This window comes from Pseudomonadota bacterium (genome assembly GCA_018817425.1).
Classification (GTDB): Bacteria; Desulfobacterota; Desulfobacteria; order Desulfobacterales; family RPRI01; genus RPRI01.
Genome location: JAHITX010000067.1, coordinates 46278 through 60880, shown reverse-complemented (window position 1 = coordinate 60880; position 14603 = coordinate 46278). Strand labels below are relative to the sequence as shown.

10 protein-coding genes, 1 tRNA gene, 1 rRNA gene and 1 other RNA gene are annotated in these 14603 nt (G+C 39.0%); 1 reads left to right on the top strand and 12 read right to left on the bottom strand.

Annotated features, from left to right (window positions below; translation table 11 throughout):
* The 9 genes from KKC46_11925 to KKC46_11885 form a co-directional block, all read right to left on the bottom strand.
* Positions 1-293, bottom strand: a 16S ribosomal RNA gene (locus KKC46_11925); the annotation flags it as partial.
* Positions 294-1459: 1166 nt separating this feature from the next.
* Positions 1460-2749 carry a tyrosine--tRNA ligase gene (locus KKC46_11920; protein MBU1054516.1) on the bottom strand — a complete coding sequence of 430 codons (1290 nt, stop codon included), beginning with the start codon at positions 2747-2749 and terminating at the stop codon, positions 1460-1462.
* Between the two features lie 7 nt (positions 2750-2756).
* Complete coding sequence (gene rny, locus KKC46_11915; GenBank protein ID MBU1054515.1) at positions 2757-4319, bottom strand: ribonuclease Y; 1563 nt, start codon at positions 4317-4319, stop codon at positions 2757-2759.
* Between the two features lie 186 nt (positions 4320-4505).
* Positions 4506-4686: non-coding RNA, 6S RNA (gene ssrS, locus KKC46_11910), on the bottom strand.
* A gap of 194 nt (positions 4687-4880) precedes the next feature.
* Positions 4881-5168, bottom strand: coding sequence for a cell division protein ZapA (locus KKC46_11905; GenBank protein ID MBU1054514.1), 288 nt, complete (start codon positions 5166-5168; stop codon positions 4881-4883).
* A 37-nt stretch (positions 5169-5205) separates the two neighbouring features.
* The gene (locus tag KKC46_11900) at positions 5206-5451 is read right to left on the bottom strand and encodes a hypothetical protein (GenBank protein MBU1054513.1); all 246 of its coding nucleotides are present in this window, start codon (positions 5449-5451) and stop codon (positions 5206-5208) included.
* Between the two features lie 85 nt (positions 5452-5536).
* On the bottom strand, positions 5537-6286 hold the full coding sequence (locus tag KKC46_11895) for an NTP transferase domain-containing protein (GenBank protein ID MBU1054512.1): 750 nt from the start codon (positions 6284-6286) through the stop codon (positions 5537-5539).
* A gap of 202 nt (positions 6287-6488) precedes the next feature.
* Positions 6489-7394 carry a hypothetical protein gene (locus KKC46_11890; GenBank protein ID MBU1054511.1) on the bottom strand — a complete coding sequence of 302 codons (906 nt, stop codon included), beginning with the start codon at positions 7392-7394 and terminating at the stop codon, positions 6489-6491.
* A 183-nt stretch (positions 7395-7577) separates the two neighbouring features.
* A tRNA-Val gene (locus KKC46_11885) sits at positions 7578-7652 on the bottom strand.
* A gap of 352 nt (positions 7653-8004) precedes the next feature.
* On the opposite strand from KKC46_11885, the gene KKC46_11880 reads away from it, so the two are divergent.
* Entirely contained in the window at positions 8005-10572 is a 2568-nt protein-coding gene (locus KKC46_11880) for a PAS domain S-box protein (GenBank protein MBU1054510.1), read from the top strand.
* 61 nt (positions 10573-10633) lie between these two features.
* On the opposite strand, the gene KKC46_11875 is transcribed toward KKC46_11880, so the two are convergent.
* From KKC46_11875 to KKC46_11865, 3 genes are all read right to left on the bottom strand, one after another.
* Positions 10634-11455: an AAA family ATPase gene (locus tag KKC46_11875; protein ID MBU1054509.1), complete on the bottom strand. Its 822-nt coding sequence runs from the start codon at positions 11453-11455 to the stop codon at positions 10634-10636.
* Between the two features lie 85 nt (positions 11456-11540).
* Positions 11541-13115, bottom strand: coding sequence for a chain-length determining protein (locus KKC46_11870; protein MBU1054508.1), 1575 nt, complete (start codon positions 13113-13115; stop codon positions 11541-11543).
* Positions 13116-13381: 266 nt separating this feature from the next.
* Positions 13382-14599: an outer membrane beta-barrel protein gene (locus KKC46_11865; GenBank protein MBU1054507.1), complete on the bottom strand. Its 1218-nt coding sequence runs from the start codon at positions 14597-14599 to the stop codon at positions 13382-13384.
* Positions 14600-14603 lie beyond the last annotated feature (4 nt).

The following is a 14603-nucleotide window of genomic DNA, read 5'->3' as shown; positions in this document are numbered from 1 at the left end:
GCCTTGGTAGGCCATTACCCTACCAACAAGCTAATGGTACGCGGGCTCATTTTCAAACAGTAGCTTATATATAGAGGCCACCTTTGATCTTTTAAACCAAGGATTAAAAGATATTATCAGGTATTAGCCCGCCTTTCGGCGAGTTATCCCAAATTTGAAAGTAGATTACCCACGCGTTACTCACCCGTGCGCCACTTTACTATCTTTAGCAAGCTAAAGATTTCTCGTACGACTTGCATGTGTTAAGCACGCCGCCAGCGTTCATTCTGAGCCAGGATCAAACTCTCCAATTAAACTTTTGACTTTTGATTCTTTGCATGCAAATGCATGCGCCCTAACTCACAAGCTGTCACTATTTAGTTTTCAAAGATCAAGCGATTGCCAAAGCGACAACCTCTGTACTAAAAAAGATATTTTATACTTTATCATAACCCTTTGTGTCAAGTCTTTTTTTATTTATTTTTTAAAAAATAACTTATGAAGCACATTTGGTTATCTTTAACAGAAAGAGTTTTTATAGCAAACTTGCTTTCTGTTTGTCAAGCTGTTTTTTATCTTAAATTTACGTTTCATGGCTGTTCCCAGAGATATCAATATCTGAAATCTGAAGAAATTATGATTTTGCTCACTGCAAAATTTTCCAGCCTTTATGAAGACTCAAGTTGTAAAAAAACAAAACTTCAAATACTCAAAACGTAGTGCTTTCTATCCTTAGGGACATCTTATGTCAAGCGATATTTTACTGTTTTATTCTAATTTTATGAATCCGCTTTTTGCCTGATCTTAACAAAATCTCCATCTCACCGATATCATTCAAGGTAATTAATTTGTCAAAGTTTTAGATTTGCCTATTATTTATATATACGCCTCCCTGTTCGACAAGCCTTTTTCGGCAGCTCCGGGTGTACATCAGGGATGATTGTGTCAGAAAGAGGCAACTGTTTTACTTGGAGTGTGCTCCTCAAGTATGTTTCGTCGTCACATTAATCGTTATGATAACATTGGATTAGAAGGTATACTATATAGAAATTTACACAGGCTTCATTTCGGAAAGCAACCGTGGATGAGGTCATGACGATATCGGAACGTTATCGGACAAAACACATGGGTTGGAATGTTAAACATTTTCATTCATGGTATCAGCGTGACGGTGGCCTGCGCTATTATAGCTGGGTTAAGAACACATTACAATCAAAGGGGTTGGATGTGATCGTTAAGCGGAGTTTGTTCAGTGCTCTTTATAGGGTCAGGGGAGCCATTACTGGTTTACACCGGAGAAGGGAGGTAAAGTAAGTAAGGCGCAGCCTACCTAGTTTAGGAGGCAATACAGCGCTTGAGGATTGACATAATTGCCGCCTATTCTCTGCGAGCACGGGGAGTGACTGCTGAAACTGTGTCAGCTTTGAGGGAATAACTTTGCAAATCCCTGCTGACAGGTATCGATGCCATTACGTCAGTGTCACTGTTTTATTCTGATTTTATGAATCCGCTTTTTGCCTGATCTTAACAAGATCTCCATCTCATGGATATCATTTAAGGTAATCAATTCGTCAAACTTTTCGATTCGCCTATCATTTACATAAGCTCCTCCCTGTTCGACAAGCCTTCTTGCGGCAGCTCCGGATGAAGCAAGTTCTACCTCATGAAAAAGCTTAAAAGCGGGAATTCCCAATTTAAAAACATCATGATCAATATAAGAACAAGGAACGGATACATCTTTGATTTCAGCGCTATCTCTTGGCACAGAGCTGTGCATCAACATATCTTTCGGGACAAATCGTTTGTTAAAAACGCTTGCAGCAGCTTGATATGCTTTAACCGCTTCATCACGTCCGTGTGCAAGTAAAGTTGTTTCAAACGCAAGTATTGTTTTGGCACTATTTAAATCAGCTCCTTCTAATTTTTCGATATCTCTTATCTCATTTATCGGCAAAAATGTAAAAAGAGCCAAAAAACGCGCTACATCCCTGTCGTCAGTATTTATCCAGTACTGATAGTAATCATAAGGAGTTGTTCTTTCCGGATCCAGCCATACAGCGCCTTTTGCAGTTTTTCCCATTTTAGCTCCATTACTGGTTTTTATTAATGGAAAAGTAATGCCAAAAGAGATGCTTTTTTTAACTTTTCTTATAAGTTCAATGCCTGCAACAATATTTCCCCATTGGTCACTGCCTCCCATTTGCAGCCTGCACTGATATTTATCAAAAAGTTCTAAAAAATCATATGCCTGTAGTAACATATAATTAAACTCAATAAAGCTAAGCCCTTCTTCAGAATCAAGTCTTAGCTTATAGCTTTCGGCTTTTATCATCCGGTTAACTGAAAAATGCCTTCCAATATCTCTTAAAAAAGGGATATATTTTAATTCACTAAGCCATTCATTATTATTAACAAGAAGGGCCTTGTTGTCACTAAAATCAATAAACCGTGAAAGCTGTTTTTTTATACCGACAATATTGTCTTTAATCTTTTCAGGAGTCAAAAACTGCCTCATCTCGGTTTTTCCGCTTGGATCGCCTATCAGGCCTGTTCCACCACCTATAAGAGCAATAGGTCTGTGCCCATATTTTTGCATATGGGCAAGTGACATTATAGGGACAAGGCTTCCAACATGCAAACTCGATGCGGTGGGATCAAAGCCTATATAGCAAGTGACCTCATTATTACCGATATAGTCTTTGAGCTCCTCATCATGAGTGGTGTTTTCAATAAAGCCTCTTTCTTTGAAAATATCTATTAAGTCAGCCATGCTTCCCTCATTTATTTGCGAACTCAACAGCTCTTGTTTCACGAATCACTATCACTCTTATCTGCCCGGGGAAAACAAGAGATTCTTCTATCTTTTTGGCAATATCTCTGCTTAACATGACTGAATCTGCATCCGATATGATCCCGCTTTCTACAATCACTCTAAGCTCTCTTCCAGCCTGAATAGCATAGGTATTTGAAACGCCTTTAAAAGAATTAGCTATTTTTTCCAGATCTTCTAACCGTTTAATATAGCTTTCAAGCATTTCTTTTCTGGCTCCCGGCCTTGCTCCTGAAAGAGCATCCGCAGCCTGGACAAGATATGCATATACGGATGAAGGCGGTATATCTTCATGATGAGCAGCAATTGAATGCACAACTTTAGGGGCTTCACCAAATTTTTTCGCAAGATTCGATCCGATAACAGCATGTGGCCCTTCGACCTCATGATCAATTGCCTTGCCGATATCATGCAGCAGACCCATACGTCGTGCAAGCTTTGCGCTAAGCCCAAGCTCTGAGGCCATTATTCCGCTTAAAAAACCGACCTCAATCGAATGCTGCAAAACATTTTGCGTATAACTTGTTCTGTATTTTAATCTTCCTATAAACTTTATTAGTTCAATATGAATCCCATGAACACCCAGATCAAAAGCTGCTTGCTCACCAGCTTCCTTTATAATCTGATCAACCTCAATGCCAACTTTTTTTACTACATCCTCTATTCTTGCCGGGTGAATCCGACCGTCAGATATAAGCCTCATAAGTGAAATACGTGCCACTTCTCTTCTTACCGGATTAAACCCTGATAGAATTACTGCTTCAGGAGTGTCATCTATAATAAGATCAATTCCGGTAGCTGCTTCAAGGGTCCGTATATTGCGCCCTTCTCTTCCTATTATTCTTCCTTTCATTTCATCGCTGGGAAGTTGAACAACAGAAACAGTTCGTTCAGCTACATAGTCCGAGGCATATCTTTGCATAGCAGTTGCCATAATACTTTTTGCTTTCTTCTCAGCATCTTCTTTGGCTTCATTTTCTATTTTTTTAATTAGCTTTGCACCATCATGACGGGCTTCATTTTCCATGGCTCTAAGCAAAAGCTCTTTAGCCTGTTCAGAGGTTAAACCTGATATTCTTTCAAGTTGTCTGTTTTGTTCCTCAATTATTTCATTGTATTTATTTTCGCTGTTCTCAATATTATCTTCTCTTTTTTTAAGAATAGCTTCTTTTCGTAAATTTTCCTTCTCTTTGCGTTCGATCTGATCAAGCTTATTATCTAAACTTTCTTCTTTTTGAATCAGCCTCTTTTCACGTTTTTTATGCTCGGCTCTTGTTTCCTTGGTTTCAAGATCAAATTCTGTTTTCATCTTGAATAATTTATCTTTTGCCTCTATCTGGGCTTCTTTAATAACAGCTTCCGACTTTATTTTTGCGGCTTCTATTATTCTGGTCGCCCCATTCTCTGCTGCCTTGACTTTTTGGGAAGTCATTTTTCCTTTTACCCAATAGGCAACTAAATATCCTATGGCAAACATTGCAACGCCAATTATTATCAGATATATGTTCATTATCTATCTCCAGTTGTTCAAAATTAGCTTATATAAAACAAGATAGGTTTAAGCTACCATGTAAGATTTAGCAATTTAAAAATTAATTATGGGCAATGGCATGAAAACAGCTGATAGGTAGGAGGAAAACGGTAAGGGACAAAGATTACTCCTTAAAGATATCAATTCTATTTTCCTGGTAAATTTAATACCCCCGCACTGTGCCGTGTTGGCAAGCCTCTGAACCTAATGTTCAAAGTTGGCGCCTTATGGTTTCTTTAGGCTTTTCTGTACAAGCAGAACATGCACACCAAAACCAAGGAAGGCTCCCTACATTTTCTTTGTTGGATCAAAGATCAAATACCAATCACAAACACGGCAGGGGTATTATAAAAACCAATTTCGTTTCGGAAATCCCGGTCAGAAATACGTTATATATTTGAGAAATCGAAGAGAAATCTTCTATTTTCAGCTTATTACTATTACACTTTTGAAAGTCGGAACAAAATATCTTTTTTGATTTTTAATATTTAGGAACTTATTTCAAGTCCGTATCTTACAAATACTATCAAAAATCTAATATTAAAAGCTTTCTAATTTATTCAACAGCATTGACGATTTATCAGAAATTTTGCGAATAAAATCCACATGGTTGTCTTTGCTATCAATATTATCTCCAGCAATATTCATAGCAGTCAATATCATGATTCCAAGCGGATTAAAGCGTGCCGGGGAGCCCTTTTGTTGAGACTCAACTTTTTTTACTTCTTTAACAAGAAGCTCGGCCACTTCTTTAGCTTTTTCAACCTGAGTTTCAGCTTTGAATGTATATTTCTTTCCAAAAAGCTCTATTGTTATAATTTGTTCCAATAAGAAATATCTACCTTTCAATAAAATTAAACGGCATTTAACTATCAGCCTCTGTAACATCACCCAGCCTGTTAAGAAGATTATCTATCTTTGATTTAATAATATCTCTCTCCTGTATGTAGTCCTTTTCCCTTTCGCTCTTTTCCTGTAGTTCCTCCTCTAACTTTACTATAGTACTCTTAAGTTCCGAGTTTGTTGCTTCATATGATTTACAAACTGCAACCAGTTTTTCAAGTCTGTTTTCTATCTCATCAAATTGCCGCAGGATCAGTTCTGTATCCAAGTTTTCACCTCATATCCATAATCTTTTATAATATTTAATTCATGCCAAAGTCAAGATATAATACATCATTTACTTATATCGAAAATCATTGAGTCATTCTTTTTTTCATTATTTTTTCTACTACCATCAACTCCTCCAAGCTGTTTACACCTAATACCTCTTCACTGTCTTGTCCTATCATCGCTCCTACCTTTTTGTTTTCGGAATATCCGATTTTAACAACATCTGTAAGATAAAATTCACTCTGAGCGTTATTTGCTTTTATTTTATTCAGAGAATATTCCAAAAAACTTCTCTTTATACAATATATTCCTGAATTAATAATGTTTATACTTTTTTGTTCATCATTTGCATCAGCTTCCTCTATTATCCCGGATACACAGTTTTTTTCATCCATAATAATCCTTCCATATCCTTTAGGATTATCGATTTTAACTGCCAGAACAGATACGTCACGATCCGATTTAACATGGTCTTCATAAAGCTTTTTCAGCGTTTCAAAAGACAGAAGCGCTACATCCCCACACAATATTAAAACCTGCTTAGAATGTTCGGGCAGAAAAGATAAGGCACACTTAACCGCATGCCCTGTACCAAGCTGCTCTTTTTGTAAAGCAAAAATGACATTATAATCTTTTGATACTACCTCGCCGACTTTTTCAGCCTGATTTCCAACTACCGCAACTATGTTATCGCCGGCAATTTTTTTAGCTGTTTCAAGGATATACATAATCATGGGCTTACCATTAATCTCATGTAATACCTTTGCCTTATCTGATTTCATCCGTTTCCCTAATCCGGCAGCAAGAATAACAGCAACAAGTTTATTTTCCATTTCTAACCTGATATCCTTTTTTTATAATTTATTTATGCATAGGTTAAACAGCTACTCTTCTTTAACCTATGCATTGAGATTATGTCCACAAATTAAAATGATTTCCATTTTTTTTAAACATACCAGCACTAAAATTGAAAATCAATACCACTGGATTTATCAAAAATTTATCAAAAATCATTCGTCAGACAACAACCTATTTTTAGAATGTTTTTGTTACAAATGCTTTTCGCCTGTGTTTATCCTGGAAATCTACACTTCCATCCTTCACAATCTCGTTAAGATATTCGATATTACGGTCAATTGCTTCGATATATAGATTGCGGTCAATCATAAATCTCTCTTTAAAATGGCGCTGCGCATACTTATAGACATTAAAAAAAATTTTGGAAAACCGCTTTTTCATTAATTTATGAAAACTTATGGTTTTTTTTATAATATCAAACTCGATATCAAACCCTTTTATTTCAGCCTCTTGAAACTCATAAAACAAAAATAATAGTTTCTCCAGATAGTCACTGTCTGACATCTGAGATAAAATATCGGATGTGCCAAGTATATATCCGGACAGTTTTTCTTCATCGGAGGAAAAAGCTATGGTACCCGGTTTAATCTGCAAATCCGTACACAAAATCAAATTTTTCATAGGTAAAATTTGATCCGGAGTAATTTCAAAAACCTCATGATGCCTTTTAATAAATTGAATACTTCTTTTTACATGAGTTGCGGTATGTTTTGCACCAGTGCCTGTACTATCATTATTTTCTTGAATATACCCCGTATCATGAAAAAGGGCGGAGTTCAGAAGGGCTGACGCAAGTAAAATCGGAAGGGGTTTGTTTTCCAAGTTGTATCCATCTATTAATCGGGCGGTTGCAAGCAAAATATCCACAGTGTGCGTGAAATCATGATATTCAGTGTTGCATGCCTTATAACCCGGAAACTTCCCATCAAACAGGGTTTTTATAATATAAAAATTATCATGTATATTATCAAAATTTCTATTTGAATAATGGAAACAAAAGGTCTTTCTGACCTCAGTGATAATTGATTCAGGACTGGGATTACTTATAAGCTTTGACAACTGGATACTATCGCTTGAATTCACATGCATAACCTTTATTTAAGAAACAAGTGAAATTTATCCTTATAATTAGAGCAGGTCGAATTTTATGACAATCCAAAAAGAGTTTATTTTCTTTTCAATCCGATAGTTATCTATCCCATAGATAGCTATAAGTCAATAAAAAAGGGCTTACAGCTCTTATCTGCTGTAAACCCTTAAATTATCTGGTAGGCGCGATTGGATTTGAACCAACGACTTCTACCGTGTCAGGGTAGCGCTCTCCCCCTGAGCTACGCGCCTTTATTATAATTGGCTTTAGCATCAGTTAATTTTTGTGTCAAGAGATTTGGATTGCCTCTTTTTTGGATATGAACTTTTGAATTAAATGGTTTTTTAAAATCATGGTAGATGATGCCAATATATTAGATTGCACTATATAATTTGACTTTATAAAAAATATCCGTTATTTTTGCACAAATAAATTCTCCCGTTATAATTCTCCTCTGTTTTTCCAGCCGGCACATCTCATCTTTGAAGGGAGAGATCCTGATGAATAAATAAGTAAAAACAAACCCGGAACGAATCGGATAAATATCCATCTTAACGCAGGAAATAAGCAAAGCACACCTGTAATAGAGGAAATGATATCCCCATGACTATAATATTTATTTTGTCGCTATCTATTTCCCTGCAATTCTTTGCAGCATTCATGGCTTTCAGGCTTATTCCTATTACCGGCAAACGGTTAGCCTGGAGTTTTATCTCAGTAGCCCTGATATTTATGGCTATGAGGCGGTGCATCCCTCTTATCCGTATGCTTTCCGGAAACACGATGATTCGCCCGGATTTAAACGCCGAACTCCTGGCCCTCTTAATATCAATTTTAATGGCAGCCGGCATAATAAGGATCGCTTCAATTTTTTTGGAACGCAAGAAGGCGGAAGAGGCACTCCGGCATTCCGAAGCCTTTCTTAATAAAATTATTGAAGAAAGTCCTAACCCAATGTGGATTGCTGATGAGAAAGGCACACTGATCAGAATCAACCAGTCTTGCTGCAATTTATTAAACCTCATACCGGAAGAAGTGATCGGAAAGTATAATATGCTCAATGATAATATTGTTGAAGAACAAGGGCTACTCCCCTTAGTAAAATCAGTATTTGAGGAAGGTAAAACAGTAAGATTTGACATTACATATGAAACACCTCAACTGAACCAGCCTGCACTTCAAAAAGAAGCATTCGTAATTCTGGATACCACCATTTCCCCCATATGGGATTCAAGCGGAAAAATCACGAATGCAGCCATCCAGCATATTGACATAACAGAGCGCAAGCAAGCGGAAGAAGCGCTTCGGCTTAGCGAAGAAGAATACAGGTCTTTAATTGAAAATCAACCCGATCTTGTTTGCCGTTTCAAGCCCGACGGAACCTTTATATTTGTTAATGATGTGTATTGCAAATTGTTTGGAAAAACAAAAGATGACTTGATCGGGAAAAAATGGCTGCCTTTGCCTCTGGATGATGACCTAAAAGAAATACAGGAAAAATTGCTTAAATTGTCCCCGACAAACCCGGTTGTTAATATTGAAAATAGAGTGCGTTCTGTCAATGGAGATATACATTGGATACAGTTTGCCAATAAAGGTTTTTTCGACTTTAACGGAAATATGCTGGAAATTCAATCTGTAGGACGCGATATCACCGAAATTAAACTGGCGGAAGAAAAAGCGGCTCAAACAGCACGGGAGTGGAAAACTACCTTTGATGCCGCAAATGATGCTATCTGGGTTCTGGATCAAAATCAGCGGGTATTGCGGTCGAACAAAACCGCGGAGCGGTTTTTTCATCTCTCCTGTGAAGATTTCATTGGTAAACACTGTTGGGAAATTGTGCACAATACATCGAAACCGATCCCCGAATGTCCTCTCTCCCGGGCACAAAAAAGCCTTTGCCGTGAAACCATGGAATTACAGATCAGCGATAACTGGTTTCAGGTTACCGCAGATCCCATCATAGACGCGGCCGGCCATTATGCCGGTGCAGTCCACATCATACGCGACATAACCGAGCGTAAAAGAATGGAAGAGGAGCTTTTGAAGGCCCAAAAACTTGAATCCGTGGGAATTCTTGCAGGAGGCATAGCCCATGATTTCAATAACATCTTAACTTCAATATCAGGAAACATTTCCCTGGCAAAGATGCAGGTAAAGCCTGAACAAGATATATTCGATTTGTTAAGCGCAGCAGAAACCGCCTCAGTCAAGGCCCAGGGTCTTACAAGGCAGTTACTGACATTTGCCAAAGGCGGAACTCCGGTAAAGGAGACTGCTTCTATTCAAAAGCTCATCAAAGAATCTTCTCTCTTTTGTTTGCGGGGTTCAAAATCCGCATGCAAATTTCAGATAGCAGAAAACCTATGGCATGTTGATGCAGACCTGGGACAGATAACCCAGGTCATTAACAATATTGTGATAAATGCAAATCAGGCAATGCCGGATGGAGGTACTATCCTGATTACGGCAAAAAATCTGATAACGGAAGAGATACATACAATACCGGTAAAGCCGGGAAGATACATCCGTATATCGATAAAAGATCAAGGGGTGGGCATAGCTGAAAAACATCTTTTGAAGATATTTGATCCATATTTTACTACAAAGCAAGCCGGAAGCGGCCTTGGACTTGCCACGGCATATTCCATAATAAAGAAACACAACGGGCACATCTCAGTGGAATCTGTTCCGGGAATAGGAACCACGTTTGATATTTATCTGCCGGCTTCCGACAAAAAGATTCAGGAAACAGAAGAAGAATTTCTGTTAAAAGGCCGGGGTAAGATACTTGTGATGGATGATGATGTATTGCTTAAAGAAATGGTCAAAGAGATGCTTGATTTACTTGGTTATGAATCGGAGTTCGCAAAAGATGGCGATGAAGCGATTGAGATGTACAAGGAAGCGATTGAATCAGAAAAACCTTTTGATGCCGCCATCTTGGATATTACAATTCCTGGCGGTATGGGAGGAAAGGAAACCATAAAAATACTACAGGAAATAAACCCCAAAGTTAAAGCCATTGTTTTCAGCGGTTACTCTGATGATGAAGTTCTTGCAAATTTTAGCAAATACGGCTTTAAGGGCATGATGCCAAAGCCTTTTGATGTCTATGACTTGGGGAAAGTGCTAAATGATGTATTAAAAGACAACAAAGAGGTTTGAAAAATGCCTGTCTTTGGGCAACTCATGGGACACAACAATATAGCAACCATATACCTTTTGGCTATTGATACGCATGGGAGTTGACCTGCGAGGTCTGGCGGTTAAGAATCAAACCAAGCACCTTTTCTTTGGGCAGCATTTGCAAAGCTTTGTTGACTTCGAACATGGGCGTTTTACCGGCCTGCACAACCAGTATAATCCAGTCTACCAGCGGTACAAAAGCCAGGGCATCGGCTCCTACAAGAAGAGGCGGAACATCAAAGAACACATAGCGCTCAGGATAGCGGCCCTTCATCTCTTTAGCAAGCTCCCGCATCCGCGGCGATGCTATAACTTCGCTGCTCTCGTGTATGGTTTTACCGCCTGAGATCACTGTCAGCTTTTCCACGCCTGGCCAAACTACAAGATCATAAACAGGTGTGCCATCAAGTAAATGGTTTATAAGCCCTACGTCGCTACGATAACCCATTGTCTTATGGATGCTCTGCTTCCTCAGATCACAATCCACCAGCATGGCTGTGTGTTCGTATTCCTTTGCGAATGTGAGAGCAAGATTTATGGCAGTGGTTGTTTTGCCTTCTCCGGGAAGGGCGCTGGTAATCATTATGGCACGTCCTCCCTGTTCCTGAGTTAGGCGCAGTATGCGGGTTCGAAGCAAATTATAGTACTCTACTTCCGGGCTGTTCGGAAACATGGCCACGCAACGGTTTTTTGAAATAATATCAGGATCAAGCCTTACGCTCTTGGACCGAGAATAGGTTGGAGACACCCAGCCGGCTCTCTTCTTGCTTTCGGGCAAATCGGTAAGATCAATTTTATCAGTCGAATCTGTTTCTTTTGATTCCTTATTTTTCGTTTTGTCAGAAAACATATTGGGTTTCATAGGGTACTCCTTTTAATTTTAATACCTTTGAGAAATGTTCATGTTTGCTTCTTATTCCAACTCTTCAAGCATCTTTTTCTTGTTTCTAAAACCTCATCTTCAGGTAACGCATTATACGAATCCACAAAACACCCAGATCCATAATCAGTAAATGAATGACCACCAGAGCCACCAAAACGCAGAGGATCAGAGCAACCAGCATAATTATGCGCTTTTTTCTATCCCGGGCTAAATCTTCCACTGTAACAATCTCCGGTATCTCTGCGAGAACGGGTATCTGAAAAGCCTTTGTTAAGTCATCGGAACGGCGGACTGATTGGTCGGAATACTCCCATATAGATGCCATACCCACTCCAGCACCAATTCCAAAAATAAGGCCGATAAGAAGAATAACCGGAATATTCGGCCTTACCGGTTTCTCAGGAAGTCCGGCAGGGCTGATCAGCGTAAAGCGTTCACCAAGTTGATCCTTTTCAAGTCCTGATGCCACTTTTGCTTCCATAAATTTTTTCATCAGATCATTATATTTAGCCTGCGTATTATTTCTTTCAGCCAGCAGATTATTATATCCTTCCTCCACACGGGGAGAAGCTTCAATTCTTTGATTAAAATTTTGTCTTTTTATTATCAAATCGTCAATCTGCCGTTTTGCAGATTCGATTTCTGATTGTATGCTGGCCAATTGTGAACTGAGAGTAATGTAAGCAGGAGTGTCTAATTGCCGAACCGCCGATAAATCACTTACAGTATTTTGACGCTTTTCAAGCTCTGCGATTTCCGCTTTTGTTTTGATTACATCAGGATACTCATCAGATACCCTGGTTTTTAAATTAACAAGCATTGCGCTTAGTTCTCTCAACCGGACCTGGTCACCCATTTGGGCATCCGATGGTATATTTGCCAGTTGAGCCTGTGTGGAGCTTTCCTTCTCCCGAAGGGTTCGGAGCTGGTCGTTAAACTGGTTTAAATCTTTATCAATACGGTCCAGTGTTATGAGATTGAACTGAAAAAGTTCGGGAAGGGCAATATTGTTTTTTTCCTTATAGGTGGCAATATTCTTTTCCAATTCAGCCAGATTTTTCTGGACTGACTTCATTTCATCCTCCAGGAATTTTGTCGTACTTGATGTCTGCTGCGCCTTTACCTTAATATTTTCTTCCAGATAAAGAGATGTAAGCATATTTGCAACCTGCTGGACTACTACCGGATTTTTCCCCTCATAAGAAATTGTAAAGGCAATTGTGGCCTCTGTCGGTCTTCCGGTCCTTTGATCGATGACATCGGCAGTTACGGTCTCAAACTTGATGTCTTCCTCACGCATGTTGTCTATGATCTCTTCAGTCGTCAATCTATCTCTTTTATCAGCATAAAGATTGAAGCGATTAATTACACTGAGAAGTCGCGGCGTGCTCATGATCCTCTGGGTAATGGTTTGCAGACGCTGTTCCGCAAGACTTGTCACAGTAGCCATAACATAGTCCCGGGAAATTTCCTGCTCTTCGATAAGAATCGTAGATGTGGAACGATAGACAGGATCTATGCTAAAACAGATTATCACGGCAATCAAAAAAACGGCAATTGTTGGAATAATAAGTCCCCATCGCCTTCTTTTAATAATTCCGATAAGCTCATTGACTGTTAATGTGGTCTGTGCTTCCATAAAGTTCCTTTCCAATTATGTTACAGGGTTCAGGGTTCAGGGTTCAAGGTTCAAGGTTCACGGTTCAGGGTTGATTGACTTGAATACATAGAATCCTTTTTTTCATAAGTCAAAACAGTTGTTTTCTATCACTCAAACCCCTGAATCCGCAAACCCTTAAATCCTTTTCCTTCGTCAACCGTGAACTGTGAACCCTGAACCTTTTTTCTTTTTCCAACCGTAAACTGTGAACTGTGAACTGTTTTTCTTTTCCAACCCTTCTTTTGCTATTCCAACAGAGAATGCTGAATATACAGTCGAATAGAGAAAAGGTGTCTATCAGCTTCTGTGTCCGCTGTATTATCGTTATATAGACTATATTTATATTTCGCTTCAACAGAGATATCTTTTGACACATTGTAACTAATGCGTGGATTAATATAGTAGCTTTCCTTATCTATGTTTTGTGTATAAAACTCAAGCTTATCTGTTTTATTGGCAAAATAACCGACGTGAAGATCCGCTGATAACTCATAGGTCATTTTATACCGGCTGTAAAGTTCCAGAGAATTACGTTCCATTGCAACACCATAAAAGCTTGACGGCCTGATCTCCCTTATGTAAGAAATATCACAGTAACCGCTTTCTCCATTGTATATCAGAGAGACCTTGCCAAGCCAACCCCATGCATCTTCCGTTTCTTTATAAGCTACCCTCTGATATAAAAACGGCGGCAATACCGGTTCCAATCGGTATGTTAAAATTTCAGATTCTGCATACCGCAAGCCTGCGTAAATACCGACGCTCCACAGCTCGTTTAAAGCTTGGGAGAGCCCCACAGTTCCCGAAGTAATATCCATTTGATTGTCGGAAAAATCGTAATTACTGTAGCCTATGCCAAGATACCCTTTAAGAGCCGGAACATATTTGTTGAAATCGTGCGTAAGCCCGGCATTAAATTCATGAGTCAGTGTATCGGAATACCCCTCCTTGTCAAATGTCTCCTTACTATATGCATAGGAAAGCGATAAGGCGTCTTGCTCGGTAAACTGATAATCAGTGGATAAAGCAGTATTAACTCTATCCCTGCGCAAATCCGAAGTGATAAGGCCGGTTGTTTCCAAATCCCGGTCCGGGCGGGAATCACTTAGATACCCGACATCTGCTGAAATGCCGAACCGTGGTGTAATATTATACCTAAGCTTTCCCTGGTATAATTGATCCGTAGCATTAAGATCCCGGTTGTCGGCATAACCGATAAGGTCGAGCCGGACCTTGATGTTGGCATTCGACCGCTCTGTTCGATTCACAAGCTCAAAAGCCGGAGAAAAAGTTGTAATAAAGTCGCTTTCAGGCTCATATGACGTGAAAAAAACATTGCTGTTATATTCTTCTAACGCAGTTACAGAAGGTATAATCTTAAATTCATCACTTCTAGCACCAGAAGAAATCATAATAAAAGAAAAAATAGTAACTATAAGAATAATGAGTTTTTTACTTGTCATGGGA

What these genes read in the sequence shown, in the direction of transcription:
- KKC46_11920 (MBU1054516.1), bottom strand. Translation starts at nt 2,749, where the DNA reads ATGGCTGACTTAATAGATATTTTCAAAGAAAGAGGCTTTATTGAAAAC.
- rny (MBU1054515.1), bottom strand. Translation starts at nt 4,319, where the DNA reads ATGAACATATATCTGATAATAATTGGCGTTGCAATGTTTGCCATAGGA.
- KKC46_11895 (MBU1054512.1), bottom strand. Translation starts at nt 6,286, where the DNA reads ATGGAAAATAAACTTGTTGCTGTTATTCTTGCTGCCGGATTAGGGAAA.
- KKC46_11880 (MBU1054510.1), top strand. Translation starts at nt 8,005, where the DNA reads ATGACTATAATATTTATTTTGTCGCTATCTATTTCCCTGCAATTCTTT.
- KKC46_11875 (MBU1054509.1), bottom strand. Translation starts at nt 11,455, where the DNA reads ATGAAACCCAATATGTTTTCTGACAAAACGAAAAATAAGGAATCAAAA.
- KKC46_11870 (MBU1054508.1), bottom strand. Translation starts at nt 13,115, where the DNA reads ATGGAAGCACAGACCACATTAACAGTCAATGAGCTTATCGGAATTATT.
- KKC46_11865 (MBU1054507.1), bottom strand. Translation starts at nt 14,599, where the DNA reads ATGACAAGTAAAAAACTCATTATTCTTATAGTTACTATTTTTTCTTTT.